The sequence below is a fragment of the [Enterobacter] lignolyticus SCF1 genome (genome assembly GCF_000164865.1).
Taxonomy (GTDB): Bacteria; Pseudomonadota; Gammaproteobacteria; order Enterobacterales; family Enterobacteriaceae; genus Enterobacter_B; species Enterobacter_B lignolyticus.
The window spans coordinates 3,543,793-3,561,421 of sequence record NC_014618.1 but is presented as its reverse complement, the minus strand read 5'-3'; the positions used below and the strand labels follow the sequence as shown (position 1 = coordinate 3,561,421).

17 protein-coding genes and 1 other annotated feature are annotated in these 17,629 nt (G+C 57.1%); of the genes, 8 read left to right on the top strand and 9 right to left on the bottom strand.

What is annotated here, in order from left to right:
- Positions 1-38 precede the first annotated feature (38 nt).
- Both ENTCL_RS16630 and ykgO read left to right on the top strand, forming a co-directional pair.
- Positions 39-299 carry a type B 50S ribosomal protein L31 gene (locus tag ENTCL_RS16630; protein ID WP_013367310.1) on the top strand — a complete coding sequence of 87 codons (261 nt, stop codon included), beginning with the start codon at positions 39-41 and terminating at the stop codon, positions 297-299.
- A gap of 2 nt (positions 300-301) precedes the next feature.
- A complete protein-coding gene (ykgO, locus tag ENTCL_RS16625) occupies positions 302-442 on the top strand; it encodes a type B 50S ribosomal protein L36 (protein WP_013367309.1) in 141 nt (46 codons plus the stop codon).
- Here ykgO and ENTCL_RS16620 read toward each other — a convergent pair.
- A complete protein-coding gene (locus ENTCL_RS16620) occupies positions 439-1,149 on the bottom strand; it encodes a GNAT family N-acetyltransferase (protein ID WP_013367308.1) in 711 nt (236 codons plus the stop codon). The genes ykgO and ENTCL_RS16620 overlap by 4 nt on opposite strands.
- A gap of 100 nt (positions 1,150-1,249) precedes the next feature.
- On the opposite strand from ENTCL_RS16620, the gene pdxR reads away from it, so the two are divergent.
- A complete protein-coding gene (gene pdxR / locus ENTCL_RS16615; RefSeq protein WP_013367307.1) occupies positions 1,250-2,710 on the top strand; it encodes a MocR-like pyridoxine biosynthesis transcription factor PdxR in 1,461 nt (486 codons plus the stop codon).
- Here the strand turns inward: pdxR and ENTCL_RS16610 are convergent.
- The 6 genes from ENTCL_RS16610 to acrA all read right to left on the bottom strand — a co-directional run bounded on the left by ENTCL_RS16610 (position 2,682) and on the right by acrA (position 9,418).
- Positions 2,682-3,149, bottom strand: a complete 468-nt coding sequence (locus ENTCL_RS16610; protein ID WP_013367306.1) for a YlaC family protein — start codon at positions 3,147-3,149, stop codon at positions 2,682-2,684. The two genes, pdxR and ENTCL_RS16610, sit on opposite strands and share 29 nt — an antisense overlap.
- 99 nt (positions 3,150-3,248) lie before the next feature.
- Positions 3,249-3,803 carry a maltose O-acetyltransferase gene (maa, locus tag ENTCL_RS16605; RefSeq protein ID WP_013367305.1) on the bottom strand — a complete coding sequence of 185 codons (555 nt, stop codon included), beginning with the start codon at positions 3,801-3,803 and terminating at the stop codon, positions 3,249-3,251.
- A gap of 153 nt (positions 3,804-3,956) precedes the next feature.
- Positions 3,957-4,175: an HHA domain-containing protein gene (locus ENTCL_RS23160; RefSeq protein WP_013367304.1), complete on the bottom strand. Its 219-nt coding sequence runs from the start codon at positions 4,173-4,175 to the stop codon at positions 3,957-3,959.
- A gap of 26 nt (positions 4,176-4,201) precedes the next feature.
- Positions 4,202-4,576, bottom strand: coding sequence for an Hha toxicity modulator TomB (gene tomB, locus ENTCL_RS16600; RefSeq protein ID WP_013367303.1), 375 nt, complete (start codon positions 4,574-4,576; stop codon positions 4,202-4,204).
- 479 nt (positions 4,577-5,055) lie between these two features.
- Positions 5,056-8,202, bottom strand: a complete 3,147-nt coding sequence (gene acrB, locus ENTCL_RS16595) for a multidrug efflux RND transporter permease subunit AcrB (RefSeq protein ID WP_013367302.1) — start codon at positions 8,200-8,202, stop codon at positions 5,056-5,058.
- Positions 8,203-8,224: 22 nt separating this feature from the next.
- A complete protein-coding gene (gene acrA / locus ENTCL_RS16590; RefSeq protein ID WP_013367301.1) occupies positions 8,225-9,418 on the bottom strand; it encodes a multidrug efflux RND transporter periplasmic adaptor subunit AcrA in 1,194 nt (397 codons plus the stop codon).
- Positions 9,419-9,559: 141 nt separating this feature from the next.
- On the opposite strand from acrA, the gene acrR reads away from it, so the two are divergent.
- Together acrR and mscK are read left to right on the top strand one after the other, a co-directional pair.
- Positions 9,560-10,207 carry a multidrug efflux transporter transcriptional repressor AcrR gene (acrR, locus tag ENTCL_RS16585; protein WP_013367300.1) on the top strand — a complete coding sequence of 216 codons (648 nt, stop codon included), beginning with the start codon at positions 9,560-9,562 and terminating at the stop codon, positions 10,205-10,207.
- A 133-nt stretch (positions 10,208-10,340) separates the two neighbouring features.
- Positions 10,341-13,694, top strand: coding sequence for a mechanosensitive channel MscK (mscK, locus tag ENTCL_RS16580; RefSeq protein ID WP_013367299.1), 3,354 nt, complete (start codon positions 10,341-10,343; stop codon positions 13,692-13,694).
- A gap of 35 nt (positions 13,695-13,729) precedes the next feature.
- On the opposite strand, the gene rsmS is transcribed toward mscK, so the two are convergent.
- Positions 13,730-13,888, bottom strand: coding sequence for a pleiotropic regulatory protein RsmS (gene rsmS, locus ENTCL_RS23155; protein WP_013367298.1), 159 nt, complete (start codon positions 13,886-13,888; stop codon positions 13,730-13,732).
- A gap of 15 nt (positions 13,889-13,903) precedes the next feature.
- A complete protein-coding gene (priC, locus tag ENTCL_RS16575) occupies positions 13,904-14,431 on the bottom strand; it encodes a primosomal replication protein N'' (protein WP_013367297.1) in 528 nt (175 codons plus the stop codon).
- Positions 14,432-14,488: 57 nt separating this feature from the next.
- Here priC and ENTCL_RS16570 point away from each other — a divergent pair, with 57 nt between their 5' ends.
- The 3 genes from ENTCL_RS16570 (at position 14,489) to dnaX (ending at position 17,584) form a co-directional block, all read left to right on the top strand.
- Positions 14,489-14,866, top strand: coding sequence for a DUF454 family protein (locus ENTCL_RS16570; RefSeq protein ID WP_013367296.1), 378 nt, complete (start codon positions 14,489-14,491; stop codon positions 14,864-14,866).
- 150 nt (positions 14,867-15,016) lie between these two features.
- Positions 15,017-15,568, top strand: coding sequence for an adenine phosphoribosyltransferase (apt, locus tag ENTCL_RS16565; protein WP_013367295.1), 552 nt, complete (start codon positions 15,017-15,019; stop codon positions 15,566-15,568).
- 90 nt (positions 15,569-15,658) lie between these two features.
- Positions 15,659-17,584, top strand: a complete 1,926-nt coding sequence (dnaX, locus tag ENTCL_RS16560; RefSeq protein ID WP_013367294.1) for a DNA polymerase III subunit gamma/tau — start codon at positions 15,659-15,661, stop codon at positions 17,582-17,584.
- Positions 16,914-16,978, top strand: a sequence feature (DnaX frameshifting element). Its footprint overlaps the gene before it by 65 nt.
- Positions 17,585-17,629: the final 45 nt, after the last annotated feature.

Below are 17,629 nucleotides of genomic sequence, written 5' to 3'. Positions count from 1 at the left end.
CTTAATTGTTATGTTATAACATATTAATTGAGGTCAGCATGAAACCGGATATCCATCCTCATTACCGTACCGTGGTGTTTCACGACACCAGCGCGAATGAGTACTTTAAAGTGGGGTCAACCATTAAGACCGACAGAGAGATCGAACTGGACGGTGAAACCTATCCCTATATCACGATTGATGTGTCGTCAAAATCGCACCCGTACTACACCGGGAAACAAAAAACCTTCGCCACCGAGGGGAGTGCGGCGCGTTTCCGCCAGCGTTTTGGCGGCTTTATCAATGCGAAACGGAGCTAAGGATGCAGATACTCAACTCACTGCGCAGCGCGAAACAGCGTCATCCGGATTGTCAGATAGTCAAACGCAAAGGACGCCTGTACGTTATCTGTAAAAGTAACCCCCGCTTTAAGGCCGTGCAGGGGCGTAAGAAAAAACGTTAATCCAGATCTTGTCGCCAACTTTCCAGGGTTTTTAACTGCTTGCCGTCGGCGTCGAAATTGTCGGCGGCAAGCCATTTTTGCATCGCCTGGTCGACCTGCGGCCACTCCTTATCGATAATGGAAAACCAGTCAGTATCCCGGTTATGTCCTTTTATCACCAGCGCCTGGCGAAAGCGCCCTTCAAACTGAAAACCCATCCTTAACGCCGCGCGCCGTGACGGCTCATTGTGGCTGTTGCATTTCCACTCATAGCGGCGATAGCCAAGCGTATCAAAGGCATAACGCATCAGCAGCCACTGCGCTTCGGTGGACATCGCCGTACGACTAAGCAGCGGTGAGAAATGGACGTGGCCGACTTCGACAACGCCGTTGTGGCTGTCGATGCGCATCAGCGCCAGGGTGCCGACCGGGCGACCGCTTTGCTTGTCGATGACCGCAAAATGCACCGGATCCTGCAGCGCCGCCACGCTTTCTACCCACCGGGCATAGTCCTCGGCGCAGCTATCTGGCTCACGCAGCAGCCAGGTCCAGCTGCGGGTATCCGGCGCCAGCTGCCAGGCCGCAAACAGAGCGTGGGCATGTTGTATAGCCAACGGCTCCAGGCGGCAAAGCCGTCCTTCTATTGTCACCCGCAGCGGATGAGGGCGCGGCTGCCAGTCGGGAAGCGCATCGCCAACGGGTTGACCAAACTGATTATTCTGACTCATACCGGTTCCTTTTATGAATGTACCTGCGCAGCGTAAACATTTTGTGGTTCCCTAAAAAGTGCCATCAATGTATGTTTTTATGGTACCAGTAGGGGGAGCGATGAATATTCCTGATGATGCATTCTACGGTTTGCTGACGCGGGCGCTGCAGCGCCGCGGCGGGCAGACGCTGCAACGAACGCTATACCATGCGCTGCGTGGAGCCATGCTGGACGGCAGCCTGCAGGCGCACAGCCGCCTGCCGGGATCGCGCGCAATCGCCCTGCGGCTGAGGGTCTCGCGAAATACGATTAATGCCGCGCTTGAGCAACTGGCCACCGAAGGGTATTTACTGCGCGACAGGCTGGGTTCGCGCGTTGCGCAACTGCCCGCAGCGGCAGATGTGGCGCCGCCGCCCGCTGAAAAGATAGTCCTGCCCGCACGCCTGCAGCAGCTACCGCCCGGCCCGCGCCGTGATTCACCGGCGCTGGCATTTACCCCCGGCACGCCTGCGGTTAACTACTTTCCCCTGCCGCTGTGGCGACGGCTGCTGGACCGGGTGCTGCGGGAAGAGGGCAGCGCGCTGCTGGGGTACGGCGACTCGGCGGGCGAATGGCCGCTGCGCGCCGCCATTGCCCGTCATCTTGCGCTGTCGCGCGGCATTCATTGCGATGCAGGCCAGGTCGTCATCACCGAAGGCGCGCTGGAAGGGCTGAATTTATGCACCCATCTGCTGAGCGAAGCGGGGGATGTCGCCTGGCTGGAGGATCCCGGTTATTTTGGCGCAAGAAGCGCCTTTTTAACCGCCGGGCTGCGAATAAAAACAATGGCGATTGATGACGAGGGGATGGCGTTTCCCGGCGATGCGCCGGAGATCCCCCGGTTGATATTCACCTCGCCGTCGCACCAGTATCCTACCGGAAAGCTGCTCAGCGCCAGCCGCCGCCTGGCGCTGCTCACTTTTGCCAGCGAGCAGGGGGCATGGATCATTGAAGACGACTACGACAGCGAATTTCGCTACAGCAGCGAGCCGATCCCGGCCATGCTCGGCATGGTAAAAAATGCGCCGGTGGTGTATCTCGGCACGTTCAGCAAGACGCTTTTCCCGTCGCTGCGCATCGGATTTATGGTGATGCCGCAGGCGCTGGCGGTGGCGGCGCAACCGGCGATACGGGCGCTGCTGCGCGGCGGGCACCGCACCGAGCAGCGAGCGCTGGCGTGGTTTATTGAAGAGGGGCATTACGCTCGCCATCTCGCCGCGATGCGGCGGCTGTATCGCAGGCGGCAGGCACAGCTATGCGACGCGCTGGCGCAGGAGCTGGCCGTGCCGCACCGTATACACGGCGGCGAAGGCGGTCTGCACCTGATGGTTGAGATAGCGGGAATAGACGATGTACAGGTGGCGGAGCGTGCGCGCCAGTATCAGCTGGCGCCAGCGGCGTTAAGCCGCTTTTACCTTAATCCGCAGAGCGGTAAAACGGGGCTGGTGCTCGGCTACGGCAATACGTCGGCGTCGCAGTTTGCGCCCGCGGTAAGGGCGCTTAACCGAATTATTACGCCGCCTCGGCGCGGGCAAGGGTGAAAATATCGTAGAACGATAGATCGCCTTTGGTGGAAACCATCTTTTGCAGCTGCGCTTTCAGCGGCTCCGTGACGCGCGGCGACTGCATGATGGTGTCGATAAGCTGGGGCGGTACGAAGCGGGTGTTGTACCATTCGCCGTTGTAGCACACGCGCAGATCGAGCACGTCGATGTCTTCATAGCGGTAGCGCGGCGCGACATCAAAAAAGAAAAAGCCGTTAAGCAATACGAACAGCACCACCAGCAGCCACACGGAATCCGCCAGCGTATCGGAACGCATCATTACAATCAGGGTTGCCAGAAACCCGAGATACATACCCAAAAACAGGCCGGGAAAGCGGCGGATAAAACTGATGCTGAAGCGCGGCCGGTTGTCGCGCTTCTCGGTTGTGTTCAGCTCATCAATCGTGTTGGTAAGCAGGCGTTGGATTTCGGCCATTGGCGTCCCCTGAAATGTCGAAGAACGGGAAATGGTGTTATTTTATGTTGCGTTAATTCTGGCGAAAAGTAACAGATCAGTTACGAAAAAGCATAACAGTCACGCCAGCATTTTGATGATGCGCGCCGGATTACCGCCAACCACCGCATTCGCCGGAACATCTTTGACCACGATCGCTCCTGACGCGATAACGGCATTGTCGCCGATGGTGACGCCCGGGTTAATCACCGCCCGCCCGCCGATCCACACGTTATCGCCAATGGTAACCGGCTTCCCGAATTCCAGACCGCTGTTGCGCTCCGCGGCGTCCAGCGGGTGGGTCGCCGTATAGATATGCACGCCGGGGGCCAGCATACAGTTGTCGCCGATGCGTATCGGGCACACGTCCAGCATCACGCAGTCGAAGTTGGCGTAAAAATTTTTACCCAGGAAAAGGTTGTAGCCGTAGTCGCAGCGGAAGCCCGGTTCGATATAGGCGTCATGATCCCGACCGAACAGTTCGCGGAGCAGGGCGTTTCGCTCGTCACGCTCGTCTGGCGACGTAGGGTTATAGCGGTGAATCAGCTGCCTTGCGCGCAGGCGGTCGGCGCGTAAGGTCTCATCGCCCGGACGGTATAGCTCCCCGGCGATCATCTTGCGTTTTTCATCACTCATATGTGCCTCCTTTAACATCGGAGCTTCACACTATAAGCTTATTGTCTTTATGGGAACGTTCCCCATTTCAACGTGCGACGTCTATCACAAAGTAAGCGATAAGAACGTCGACAGGTCAGAGAGGGGTGTGGGGTACCGTGACAAAGAGGATCATTAACGTATGAATTTCCATACCGAAACGGGGATTTTATCGTAAAGCTTATTCATAGTAAGTTCGGCAAGACGATGATCGGCGGCTGAGTAAAAAACAGCCAGTTCATTGTCTGAAAGTTCATATTTATTTTTTTCAATGACACGTTCCAGTGTGTCAATAGTCTGACAACGTCGCAAACGCATCAAATAATCAGTCTTTGTTAAGGGTTTCTCTGACATAAAGTTACCTATTGATTGTAATAATTTTAACAGGAGAGACTAACCGGATTAGCTCTACTGATGTTGGTGAAACAACGAAAAAGCCTGTTTCCAGATTTTCGCCATTTCTGCAGATCCTCTGCGTTAATGCCATAGTTACTGAACAACATAAAGGTATCGTCCAGATATTCATCAATTTGTGCGATCAATTTATTGTCTTCGTTATACTTAATTTTGTAATTAAGTGCGAAGGTAGCAATATGCTCGATCAGTTCGTTGATTTGAAGGTTAATCGCGGAGGTCGGATCGTTCACCCAGCCTGCACGGTTCTCTTCAAGGTTAACAAGGCAGTCATGATACAGGGTTTCACAGAGAAATTTAAGCTGTGCGATATCATGTCTTTTTGGCGAGTATTCGTCCATAACACATCCCCCTTAAGATTAACTCACAAACACCGTTGCGGGATGGATACTGCTGTCTGACCTGGAACATAACGCTATAAATCTGATGCTCTAACTATAATCTACTCTTTAAAAGATTTCATCGCGCTATTACGAAAAATTACAATTATCGTTATTTAGCGTGAGGCTAAGACTTTTCATCATGCGTGCTGTACGGCGATACGCGCTGGCATTCCCGTGCAGACGCTTAATTTTCATTGAGTTATGAAACCGCCGATCGGCGCATTTATCGCTTAGGGTAAAACTAAGAGTATTCTTAATCATTTAAAATAAAAAAATAAGTTCAGCTTATGTATTACCCATGGATTTAATACCGGAACTATTAAGATTATATACCGAAAATGATGACAATAAAATAAATGAGCACGCAATACGTGCCGTTATGCCGGGCCGCCAAATAAAAGGGGCCGCAATTGCGGCCCCTGAGATTAGCTTAGCGATTAATGATGCTCAACCTGGTGGCTGTGCTCAATGTCCTCGTTCTTTCTGCTAAAGCGGCGGCGTACCACCACGAAGAAGACCGGAACAAAGAAGATAGCCAGAATGGTCGCGGTCACCATCCCGCCCATTACGCCGGTACCGACGGCGTTCTGCGCGCCGGAGCCTGCGCCGGAGCTTATCACCAGCGGCAGTACCCCGAGGATAAACGCCAGCGAGGTCATCAGAATCGGACGCAGACGCATACGCACCGCCTCAAGGGTCGCTTCAATCAGGCCCTTGCCTTCTTTATCCATCAGGTCCTTGGCGAATTCCACGATCAGTATCGCGTTCTTCGCCGACAGGCCAATGGTTGTCAGCAGGCCGACCTGGAAGTACACGTCGTTGGTTAAGCCGCGCATGGTCGCCGCCAGAAGCGCGCCGACAACCCCAAGCGGTACAACCAGCATGACCGAGAACGGAATTGACCAGCTCTCATACAGCGCCGCCAGACACAGGAAGACGACGATAAGCGAGATAGCGTACAGGGCAGGGGCCTGGTTGCCGGACAGACGTTCCTGGTAGGACATCCCCGTCCAGTCGTAGCCGATGCCTGACGGCAGCTTGCTGGCAAGCTCTTCCATCAGCGCCATGGCTTCACCGGTACTCTTGCCCGGCGCTGCCTGGCCGAGGATTTCCATCGACGGCAGACCGTTATAACGCTCCAGACGCGGTGAGCCGTATTCCCAACGGGTGGTTGAGAAGGCGGAGAACGGCACCATCTGTCCATTGCTACCGCGAACGTACCAGTCGCCGATATCGCTTGGCAGCATGCGGTATTTCGCTTCGGACATCAGGTAAACTTTCTTCACACGGCCACGATCAATAAAGTCGTTGACGTAGCTACCGCCCCAGGCCGCGCCCAGCGTGGTGTTAATGTCGCTAATGGACACGCCCAGCGCCTGCGCTTTTTCCTGATCGATGTTGATCTTAAACTGCGGCGTATCTTCCAGACCGTTAGGACGCACGCCGGTTAAGACATCCGGGTGTTTCGCAACTTCACCAAACAGCTGGTTACGCGCCTGGGTCAGTTTTTCGTGGCCCAGGCCGCCCCTGTCAATCAGCTGGAAGTCAAAGCCGGTTGCGGTACCCAGCTCAACAATTGCTGGCAGGTTAAACGCAAACACCATCGCGTCTTTAATCTGCGAGAAGCGGACCATCGCACGTTGAGTAATCGCCGCGACTTTGTTTTCTTCGCCCGGACGCTGGCTCCAGTCTTTCAGAGAAACGAACGCGATACCGGTGTTCTGACCACGACCGGCGAAGCCGAAGCCGTTAACCGCAAACACGGATTCCACGTTGTTTTTCTCTTTGGTGAGATAGTAGTCGGTCATCTCATCCAGCACTTTCTGCGTACGTTCCTGCGTCGCACCCGCCGGAAGCTGGGCCATACTCAGGAACACGCCCTGGTCTTCGTCAGGCAAGAACGAGCTTGGCAGACGCACGAACAGGTAGGCCATGCCGACCACGATGATGATATAGAGCAGCAGATAACGACCGGTGCTGCGCAGGATGTTGCCTACGCTGTCGGTGTAGTGATGCGTGCTCTTATCAAACATGCGGTTAAACCAGCCGAAGAAGCCCTTGTGCTCGCCGTGACCGCCTTTCTCAATAGGTTTGAGCATGGTGGCGCACAGCGCTGGCGTCAGGATCAACGCCACCAGTACCGACAGCGCCATCGCCGAAACGATGGTGATGGAGAACTGGCGGTAAATCGCCCCGGTAGAGCCCCCGAAGAACGCCATCGGGATAAATACCGCAGACAGCACCATCGCGATACCGACCAGCGCGCCCTGGATTTGACCCATGGATTTACGGGTGGCTTCTTTCGGCGGCAGACCTTCTTCCGCCATGACGCGCTCGACGTTTTCTACCACCACGATGGCGTCATCGACGAGCAAACCGATGGCAAGCACCATCCCGAACATCGTCAGGGTGTTTATCGAGTAGCCAAATATCGCCAGGATTGCGAAGGTTCCGAGCAGGACGACCGGTACGGCGATAGTGGGAATCAGCGTCGCGCGGAAGTTTTGCAGGAACAGGTACATGACCAGGAAGACGAGGATGATCGCCTCAACCAGCGTTTTGACCACTTCATGAATTGAGATTTTAACGAATGGCGTCGTGTCGTACGGATAAACAATCTTCAGACCTGACGGAAAGAAGGGTTCCATACGTTTGAGCTCTGCGCGAATCGCGTCCGCGGTGTTCAGGGCGTTGGCGCCGGTCGCCAGTTTAATACCCAGACCGGAAGCTGGCTGGCCGTTAAACTTCGCGACGACGTCGTAGCTTTCGCCCCCGAGTTCGATTTTCGCCACATCACGCAGGCGAACCTGAGAACCGTCCTGATTCACCTTCAGCAGGATATTGCCAAACTCTTCGGTATTGGTCAGACGGGTCTGGGCGATGATAGAGGCGTTCAGCTGCTGGCCCTTCACCGGCGGCGTACCGCCCAACTGACCGGCGGCGACCTGGGCGTTCTGCGCTTTGAGGGCGCTTATCACGTCTACAGGCGTTAACTGGAAGTTGTTCAGTTTATTCGGGTCCATCCAGATACGCATCGCGTATTGGGAACCGAACAGCTGAACGTCACCCACGCCGTTGGTACGGCTGATCGGGTCCTTCATGTTCGCTGCCACGTAGTCGGAAATATCATCCTGGGACATGGTGCCGTTGGTGTTGATGACGCCGACCACCATCAGGAAGCTGCTGGACGCTTTCTCAACGCTCACGCCCTGCTGTTGCACTTCCTGCGGCAGAAGCGGCATCGCCAGCTGCAGTTTGTTCTGAACCTGTACCTGGGCGATGTCCGGGTCGGTGCCTGACTGGAAGGTCAGCGTAATGGTTGCTGTACCCGTCGAGTCACCGTTTGAGGACATATACATCAGGTTATCGATACCGTTCATGTTCTGTTCGATAACCTGGGTCACGGTATTCTGCACCGTTTCCGCATCGGCCCCAGGGTACATGGCGGTGATCGCGATGGCCGGCGGCGCAATCGTTGGATATTGCGCAACCGGCAGTTTGAGGATCGCAAGTCCCCCTGCCAGCATGATAATAATGGCGATCACCCATGCGAATATGGGGCGATCGATAAAGAAATTAGGCATGTCTTAACGGCTCCTGTTTAAGTTAAGACTTGGTCGATTCTGACGGGGCGCCGCCTGCGGCTTGTTGTTGGTTGTCAGAATTCACTTCCTGCGCTTTTACCTGTGCGCCCGGTCTTACTTTTTGTAAACCGGTGACGATCACGCGGTCGCCTGTCTTCAGGCCTGCGGTCACTAACCACTTATCGCCAATGGCCTGGGTGGCGGTCACCTGGCGAACTTCGACTTTGTCGCCTTCGCCGACAACCATCACGCTGGCTTCACCGCGCGGTGTACGGGTTACCCCTTGCTGAGGCACCAGCAGGGCATCCGGGTTAACGCCTTCTTCCAGTTTCGCGCGAACGAACATCCCTGGCAGCAGCGTGTGATCCGGGTTCGGGAAGATAGCGCGCAGGGTGATAGAACCGGTGGTCTGGTCAACGGTCACGTCAGAGAACTCCAGCGTGCCGTCTTGCGGATACGCGATGCCGTCATTGGTGACCAGCGTCACTTTCGCTTTACCGTTTTCCTGTTTCAGCGAGCCGTTCGCCAGCTCCTGCTTCAGGCGCAGGAAATCGTTGCTGGACTGGGTCACATCGACGTAGATAGGATCAAGCTGCTGCACGGTCGCCAGCGCTGTCGCCTGGCCGTTTTGCACCAGCGCGCCCTCGGTCACGGATGATGCGCCAATGCGCCCGCTGATAGGCGAGGTCACTTTGGTGTACGCCAGGTTGATGCGCGCGCTTTCTACAGCGGCTTTTGCCGCCACAACGGCAGCATTGGCCTGTTGCGCATTGGCAACGGCGGTGTCGTAATCCTGCTTACTGATGTACTGCGTACCCACCAGTTTCTGATAACGCGCTACCGTCAGTTGAGCGATTTTCGCCGCCGCTTCGGCTTTCGCCAGATCGCCTTTCGCACTGTCATACGCGGCCTGATAAGTGGCCGGATCGATTTGATACAGGGAGACGCCCGCGTCGATGTTACTGCCTTCGGTAAAGTTACGTTTCAGGATTATCCCGCTGACCTGGGGACGAACTTCAGCAACGCGGTATGGGTTAGTACGACCGGGTAACTCCGTTGTCATCTGAAGAGGTTCGGTTTTGAGCGTTACCACGCCAACCTCTGGCATATGAGCAGCTCCTTGCTGGGCTCCTTTATCATCACATCCTGTTAGCGCTAAGCTGCCTGAGAGCATCAGAACGACCGCCAGAGGCGTTAACCCTCTGTTTTTGTTCATATGTAAACCTCTAGTGTCCGATTTCAAATAGATAATGGATCAAGTGTCCACAAACCCATTGCTTTGTTTATATTATCGTCGTGCTATGGTACATACATTCATAAATGTATGTAAATCTAACCTCTGTAAATTCACTAACCTATGGCACGAAAAACCAAACAACAGGCGCTGGAAACACGACAACACATACTCGATGTGGCTCTGCGTTTGTTCTCGCAACAGGGGGTATCATCTACCTCGCTGGCGGACATTGCAAAAGCGGCGGGTGTGACGCGCGGCGCTATCTATTGGCATTTCAAAAACAAATCCGATTTGTTTAGTGAAATCTGGCAGCTCTCAGAATTCAGCATCGCCGATCTCGAAACAGAGTATCGGGCAAAATTCCCCGATGATCCACTGTCAGTTTTAAGGGAGATTTTAGTCTATATTCTTGAAGCTACGGTAATAGATGAACGTCGGCGACTGCTGATGGAAATCATCTTCCATAAATGCGAGTTTGTCGGCGAAATGGCGGAGGTTCAGCTGGTGCAGCGGGGCCTGTGTCTGGAAAGCTATGACCGTATCGAATTCACCCTGAACGAGTGCATGCGCGCCCGGCTGCTGCCGGTGAATTTACTGACCCGCCGGGCGGCGATTTTGATGCGCGGCTACATCTCCGGGCTCGTGGAAAACTGGCTGTTTGCCCCCGAGTCGTTCAACCTGAAAAACGAGGCGCGGGACTACGTGGCTATCTTGCTGGAAATGTTCCAGTTTTGCCCGACGCTGCGCGCGGTATCGCCCGCCGTCTGAGGCGGGCTGGAAACGGGCGTGACTAAGAATATTCCTGGCGCTAATCGCTATTCGTCGGCAGCCAGAAGTGTTATTCTTCGCCCGCGTAAATCCCCCGGTTCTACCGGTCATTGCCACCATTCATGTTAACACTATGTCGCACAACACTCGCTGGCGGAAATCGCTTTCCGCTTTTATCGTTATCCTGACTTGTTTCTTTGGCTCCATCTCGCTGAGTCAGGCCCGCGCACAGAACAGCAACGACTTGCCCGACCGTAGCGATGTGCAAAAGCAGCTTGCCACCCTGACCAAGAAAAAAGATCTCTCCCCGCAGGACAAGCTTATCGAGCAGGACCTGACCGATACGCTGCAGATGCTCGACAAAATCGACCGCGTCAAAGACGAAACGGCGCAGCTCAAACAGCAGATTGAACAGGCGCCGACCAAAATGCGTCAGGCGGTGGACGGTCTGAATGCCCTGAGCGATGCGGATAACGATACCGAAACGCGTAAGGTGCTGGCCCAGCTCTCGATGCGGCAGCTGGAGGCGCGCGTCAGCGACGTGCTGGACAACCTGCAGTCGGCGCAAAGCGATCTCGCCACCTACAACAGCCAGCTTGTCTCGCTGCAGACGCAGCCCGAGCGCGTGCAGAACGCCATGTACAACGCGTCCCAGCAGCTGCAGCAGGTACGCAACCGGCTGAACGGCACCACGGTCGGCGAGGGGGCGCTGCGCCCGACGCAGCAGACCATGCTGCTGGTGCAGCAGGTGCTGCTGAATGCGGAGATAGACCAGCAGCGGAAAAGCCTCGAAGGCAACACCGTGCTGCAGGACACCCTGCAAAAGCAGCGCGACTACGTCACGGCCAACAGTAATCGCCTTGAGCATCAGCTCCAGCTGTTGCAGGAAGCGGTAAACAGCAAGCGCCTCACCCTGACTGAAAAGACCGCCAAAGAGGCCATGTCTCCGGATGACGCCGCGCGCATTCAGGCGAATCCACTGGTGAAGCAGGAACTCGATATCAACCACCAGCTGAGCGAGCGGCTGATTAAAGCCACCGAAAACGGCAACCAGCTGGTGCAGCAGAACATCAGGGTCAAAAACTGGCTCGATCGCGCGCTGCAGTCGGAGCGTAACATCAAAGAGCAGATTTCGATGCTCAAAGGCAGCCTGCTGCTGTCGCGTATTCTTTATCAGGAGCAGCAGACCCTGCCGTCTGCTGACGAACTGGAGGATATGACCAACCGCATCGCCGACCTGCGCCTTGAGCAGTTTGAGGTGAATCAGCAGCGCGATGCGCTGTTCCAGAATGATGACTATGTGACCAACCTTGAAGAAGGCCACAGCAACGACGTCAACCCTGAAGTGCACGATGCGCTGCTGCAGGTTGTTGATATGCGCCGCGAGCTGCTGGATCAGATGAACAAGCAGCTGGGCAACCAGCTGATGATGGCTATTAACCTGCAGATCAACCAGCAGCAGCTGGTCGGGGTATCAAAAAGCCTGCGATCCATTCTGACGCAGCAGATTTTCTGGGTGAACAGCAATAAGCCAATGGACTGGGACTGGTTTAAATCCTTCCCGTCGGCGCTGAAAGACCAGTTCAGCAAGATGAAAATCACCGTGAACTGGGAGAAAGCCTGGCCCGCGGTGTTTATCGCGTTCCTCGCCGGCCTGCCGCTGTTGCTCATTGCCGGACTCATTCGCTGGCGTCTGTCCTGGCTGCGGGCTTACCAGCAGAAGCTGGCCTCCCAGGTCGGGCAGCTGCGTAACGACAGCCAGCTGAATACGCCGAAGGCGATTCTTATCGATCTTATCCGCGCTCTGCCGGTGGTGATGATTATCCTGGCGGTCGGGCTTATTCTGCTGACCATGCAGCTTAACGTCAGCGATCTGCTGTGGGCGTTCTGTAAGAAGCTGGCGCTGTTCTGGCTGGTGTTTGGCCTGTGCTGGAAAGTGCTGGAGAAGAATGGCGTCGCCGTTACGCACTTTAATATGCCGCCGCAGCTGACCAGCCACTGGCGCCGCCAGATTGTGCGCATCAGCCTGGCGCTGCTGCCGTTGCACTTCTGGTCGGTAGCGGCGGAGCTGTCGCCGCTGCATCTGATGGACGACGTGCTGGGGCAGTTCGCCATCTTCCTGAACCTGCTGGCCATCACGATTCTGGTCTGGCCGATGTGCCGCGAAAGCTGGCGTGACAAGGAGTCTCACGGCCTGCGCCTGCTGACCATCACCACGCTGTCGATTGTACCTATCGCGCTGATGGTGCTCACCGCAACCGGCTATTTCTACACCACGCTGCGCCTGTCCGGCCGCTGGATTGAAACCGTCTATCTGGTTATCGTCTGGAACCTGCTGTACCAGACCGTACTCCGCGGCCTGAGCGTCGCGGCCCGCCGCATCGCCTACCGCCGCGCGCTGGCCCGTCGCCAGCACCTGGTGAAAGAGGGGGCGGAAGGCGTTGAACCGCAGGAGGAGCCGAGCATCGCGCTGGAAGAGGTCAACCAGCAGACGTTACGCATCACCATGTTGGTGATGGTGGCGCTGTTCGGCGTGATGTTCTGGGCGATTTGGTCGGATCTTATCACCGTTTTTGCCTATCTCGACAGCATCACCCTCTGGCACTACAGCGTGACGGAAGCCGGGGCGGACGTCATCCGGAACGTCACCCTCGGCAGCCTGCTGTTCGCGCTGGTCGCCGGGATGGTGGCGCTGGCGCTTATCCGCAACCTGCCGGGCCTGCTGGAGGTGCTGGTGCTCTCGCGGCTCAACATGCGCCAGGGGGCTTCCTACGCCATTACCACCATTCTGAACTACGTCATTATCGCCGTCGGCGCGATGACGGTGTTTGGTTCGCTGGGCGTCTCGTGGGATAAGCTGCAGTGGCTGGCGGCGGCGCTGTCGGTGGGTCTCGGTTTTGGCCTGCAGGAGATCTTCGGGAACTTCGTCTCCGGCCTGATTATTCTCTTCGAGCGTCCGGTGCGTATCGGCGATACGGTGACGATCGGCACCTTCTCCGGGACGGTCAGCAAGATCCGTATTCGTGCGACCACGATTACCGACTTCGATCGCAAAGAGGTGATCATTCCGAACAAAGCGTTCGTGACCGAGCGCCTGATCAACTGGTCGCTCAGCGATACCATTACCCGCGTAGTGATCCGCCTTGGCGTGGCCTACGGATCGGATCTCGACAAAGTGAAAGAGGTGCTGCTGCGCGTGGCGCACGAGCATCCGAAGGTGATGCAGGATCCGGCGCCGTCGGTGTTCTTCACCACCTTTGGCGCCAGCACGCTGGATCATGAGCTGCGTCTGTACGTGCGCGAGCTGCGCGATCGCAGCTACACCGTCGATGAGCTCAACCGCGCTATCGATCGCCTGTGCCGTGAAAACGACATCAATATCGCCTTCAACCAGCTTGAAGTGCATCTGCGTAACGAGAAGGGCGATGAGGTCACGGAAGTCAAACGTGACGTGAAAGGCGACGACCCGACGCCGTCGCAGGCGTAATCATTGGCTGACCCTCTCCTGCAAAGGAGAGGGCTTCAGGCATCTCCGGCGCTTTCGCGCAGCTTGCGCTCAAAATCCCGTTTGACCATCTCCAGCGCGCTCAGCACCGTTTCCGGCGCAATGGCGTGCTCTTCGAGCAGCGCGATGAGATCTACCGCAAGTTTTACATCATCCGGGGCGTTTTCCAGCGACATCGCTTCTCCTTTCGGCTAGCGCGTCAGGCGCGCCAGCACCGTTTCAATATTTTGCAGGGCATCCCGACAGCGCGCCAGACGCCCGCGAAAGGCGTCGATTTCCCGCGACAGGCGCTGCTGTTCCGCAAGCGTTGTCGCCTGCGCCAGCTGCTGCTCGCGCGCCTGCTTCATGGCCAGCAGACGCCGCTCATAGTCCTGATGGCGCAGCCTTTTGCGCTGCCAGCGCGTGAGCGTCGGCGAACCGCTATCCCATTCGCGCAGCGCCCAGGCGGCGCTTTCCCGCGCAATGGCCTCCAGCTGCGCCGCCAGATGTTCCGCCAGCCAGACGACCTGCGCGGTTTGCCGCTGCGCGACGGCGTGCTCCAGCGCCCGCAGGTTCTCCCGCGCCTCTTCAAGGCAGGCCTGCAGAAACGGGCTCTGGTTGCGAAACAGCTGACGGTCGAACCGCCGTCCCAGCGTCGCGTGAAACGCCATCGGCCGGATGTCCTGTTCCAGGCGCATAAGCTGCGCATTTAGCGATTGCAGTAACAGGTCAGTTTTCATCTTTCTCTCCAGCGGCCTGTGCTACAGTAGCCGTTCTGTTTGATAGCGATTCTCACTATGCAACGCATTATTCTAATCATCATTGGCTGGTTGGCGGTAGCGCTCGGTACGCTTGGCGTGTTTTTACCGCTGCTGCCGACGACGCCGTTTATTCTGCTGGCGGCCTGGTGCTTTGCGCGTTCGTCGCCGCGTTTTCATCGCTGGCTGCTGTACCGCTCCTGGTTTGGCGGTTATCTGCGCCACTGGCAGCAGTATAAAGCGATGCCGCCAGGGGCCAAGCCCAAAGCGATCGCGGTGATCCTCATTACCTTCGCGATTTCCCTCTGGCTGGTTAATATGCTGTGGGTGCGTCTGCTGCTGCTGGCGATCCTCGCCGGGCTGTTGTTCTTTATGTGGCGCATCCCGGTGGTTGATTCAGAACAACAAAAACAATAATGGCCGCAATGGTTATTGCATTTATCGTTCTCTGCCAGTAAATTCTGGCGTTTTCGAGCACGTGCGCGTCTGGTTAAAGGTTAAACAACTGTAACTTTTGGCCCGAGCGAATGCGCCGTGAGTAACACCGTTTTAATCAGGCATACACCTATGACCGCAACTGCACAGCAGCTTGAATATCTGAAAAACAGCATCAAAAGCATCCAGGATTATCCGAAGCCTGGCATTCTTTTCCGTGATGTCACCAGCTTGCTGGAAGACCCGAAAGCCTACGCCCTCAGCATTGAACTGCTGACCGAGCGCTACAAAAACGCCGGTATCACCAAAGTGGTGGGAACGGAAGCGCGCGGTTTCCTGTTTGGTGCGCCGGTTGCGCTGGCGCTGGGTGTGGGTTTTGTGCCCGTACGTAAACCGCGCAAGCTGCCGCGTGAAACCATCGCGGAAAGCTACGAGCTGGAGTACGGCACCGATCAGCTGGAAATCCACGTTGATGCCATCGTGCCGGGCGATAAAGTGCTGGTGGTGGACGATCTGCTGGCGACCGGCGGCACCATCGAAGCGACCGTGAAGCTGATCCGCCGCCTGGGCGGTGAAGTGACCGATGCGGCGTTCATTATTAATCTGTTCGATCTCGGCGGCGAGCAGCGCCTCGAGAAGCAGGGGATTAACTGCTACAGCCTGGTGCCTTTCCCGGGTCATTGACTCGCGTCTTCCCACAACCTCGCTCAACGGGTGAGGTTGTGTTAGCATTACCCTCCTGTATTCCACCTTCCAGCGTTTCAGAGCCTGCCAATGAGTTATCAGGTCTTAGCCCGAAAATGGCGCCCACAAACCTTTGCTGACGTCGTCGGCCAGGAACATGTGCTGACCGCACTGGCGAACGGCCTGGCGTCCGGTCGTATCCATCACGCGTACCTGTTTTCCGGCACCCGGGGCGTCGGGAAAACGTCGATTGCCCGCCTGCTGGCGAAAGGGCTGAACTGCGAAACCGGCATTACCGCAACCCCGTGCGGCGTCTGCGATAACTGCCGTGAAATCGAGCTGGGGCGTTTTGTCGATCTGATCGAAATTGACGCCGCCTCGCGTACCAAAGTTGAAGATACCCGCGATCTGCTGGATAACGTGCAGTACGCGCCCGCGCGCGGCCGATTCAAGGTCTACCTGATTGACGAAGTGCACATGCTGTCGCGTCATAGCTTCAACGCGCTGTTGAAAACGCTGGAAGAACCGCCTTCGCACGTCAAATTTCTGCTGGCGACGACCGACCCGCAAAAGCTGCCGGTCACCATTCTCTCGCGTTGCCTGCAGTTCCACCTCAAAGCGCTCGACGTCGATCAGATTCGCGCGCAGCTGGAGCATATCCTTGGCGAGGAGAAGATTAATTTTGAGTCGCGGGCGCTGCAGCTGCTGGCGCGCGCGGCCGAGGGCAGCCTGCGCGACGCCCTGAGCCTCACCGATCAGGCGATCGCCAGCGGCGACGGGCAGCTCACGGCACAGACCGTCAGCACCATGCTCGGTACGCTGGATGACGCCCAGGCGCTGTCGCTTATTGAAGCGCTGGTTGCCGCTGACGGCGAACGCGTGATGACCCTTATCCACGACGCCGCCTCGCGCGGCGCCGAGTGGGAGGCGCTGCTGGTAGAGATGCAAAGCCTGCTGCACCGTATCGCGATGGTGCAGCTGTCGCCGTCGGCGCTGGGCAGCGATATGGCGGCGGTGGAACACCGTATGCGCGAACTGGCGCGTACCGTCCCGCCCGCCGACGTTCAGCTCTACTACCAGACGCTGCTGATTGGCCGCAAAGAGCTTCCCTACGCGCCGGACAGGCGCATGGGCGTTGAAATGACGCTGCTGCGCGCGCTGGCGTTCCATCCGCGCAAGCCGCTGCCGGAACCGGAGGTGCGGGCGCCGTCGTTTGCCCCTGCGGCGCCGGGCCCGGTGACGACCCCTGCGGCGGTGCCGCCGCAGGCGACCGTTGCGCCGGTACATGACGCGCTGCCCGATGCCACAAGCCAGGTGCTGGCGGCACGCAATCAGCTGCAGCGCGCGCAGGGAGCACCCAAAGCAAAAAAGAGTGAACCGGCAGCCGCATCCCGCGCGCGGCCGGTGAATAACGCTGCGCTGGAGAGACTGGCCTCGGTGACTGAGCGCGTCCAGGCGCGTCCATCGCCGTCGGCGCTGGAGCAGCAGCGCCCGGAGAAAAAAGAGGCTTATCGCTGGAAGGCCACGACCATCGTTGAAGAGGTCAAGGAAGAGGTCGCGACGCCGAAGGCGCTGAAAAAAGCGCTTGAGCATGAAAAAACGCCGGAGCTTGCCGCCAAACTGGCGGTGGAGTCCGTGGCGCGCGATGCCTGGGCGGCGCAGGTGAGCCAGCTCAAACTCCCGAAGCTGGTCGAGCAGGTGGCGCTCAACGCCTGGAAAGAGCAGGAGGGCGCCGTGGTGCGTCTGCACCTGCGTTCTTCGCAGCGTCATCTGAATAATGCCGGCGCGCAGAAGGCGCTGGCGGAGGCCCTGAGCGAATTAACCGGTTCAGCGGTTGAACTGACCATCGTGGAAGATGATAATCCCGCGGTGCGTACGCCGCTGGAGTGGCGCCAGGCCATTTATGAAGAAAAGCTCGCGCAGGCGCGCGAGGCGATTATTGCGGATAACAACATTCAGACTCTGCGCCGGTTTTTCGACGCCGATCTGGATGAAGAGAGTATTCGCCCCATTTGACCGCGAGCCTGACTCCCGGTTGTTATCTTTAAACGTGACTTAAGA

Coding starts and splice junctions, on each gene's coding strand:
- ENTCL_RS16630 (WP_013367310.1), top strand. CDS start 39: ATGAAACCGGATATCCATCCTCATTACCGTACCGTGGTGTTTCACGAC.
- ykgO (WP_013367309.1), top strand. CDS start 302: ATGCAGATACTCAACTCACTGCGCAGCGCGAAACAGCGTCATCCGGAT.
- ENTCL_RS16620 (WP_013367308.1), bottom strand. CDS start 1,149: ATGAGTCAGAATAATCAGTTTGGTCAACCCGTTGGCGATGCGCTTCCC.
- pdxR (WP_013367307.1), top strand. CDS start 1,250: ATGAATATTCCTGATGATGCATTCTACGGTTTGCTGACGCGGGCGCTG.
- ENTCL_RS16610 (WP_013367306.1), bottom strand. CDS start 3,149: ATGGCCGAAATCCAACGCCTGCTTACCAACACGATTGATGAGCTGAAC.
- maa (WP_013367305.1), bottom strand. CDS start 3,803: ATGAGTGATGAAAAACGCAAGATGATCGCCGGGGAGCTATACCGTCCG.
- ENTCL_RS23160 (WP_013367304.1), bottom strand. CDS start 4,175: ATGTCAGAGAAACCCTTAACAAAGACTGATTATTTGATGCGTTTGCGA.
- tomB (WP_013367303.1), bottom strand. CDS start 4,576: ATGGACGAATACTCGCCAAAAAGACATGATATCGCACAGCTTAAATTT.
- acrB (WP_013367302.1), bottom strand. CDS start 8,202: ATGCCTAATTTCTTTATCGATCGCCCCATATTCGCATGGGTGATCGCC.
- acrA (WP_013367301.1), bottom strand. CDS start 9,418: ATGAACAAAAACAGAGGGTTAACGCCTCTGGCGGTCGTTCTGATGCTC.
- acrR (WP_013367300.1), top strand. CDS start 9,560: ATGGCACGAAAAACCAAACAACAGGCGCTGGAAACACGACAACACATA.
- mscK (WP_013367299.1), top strand. CDS start 10,341: ATGTCGCACAACACTCGCTGGCGGAAATCGCTTTCCGCTTTTATCGTT.
- rsmS (WP_013367298.1), bottom strand. CDS start 13,888: ATGTCGCTGGAAAACGCCCCGGATGATGTAAAACTTGCGGTAGATCTC.
- priC (WP_013367297.1), bottom strand. CDS start 14,431: ATGAAAACTGACCTGTTACTGCAATCGCTAAATGCGCAGCTTATGCGC.
- ENTCL_RS16570 (WP_013367296.1), top strand. CDS start 14,489: ATGCAACGCATTATTCTAATCATCATTGGCTGGTTGGCGGTAGCGCTC.
- apt (WP_013367295.1), top strand. CDS start 15,017: ATGACCGCAACTGCACAGCAGCTTGAATATCTGAAAAACAGCATCAAA.
- dnaX (WP_013367294.1), top strand. CDS start 15,659: ATGAGTTATCAGGTCTTAGCCCGAAAATGGCGCCCACAAACCTTTGCT.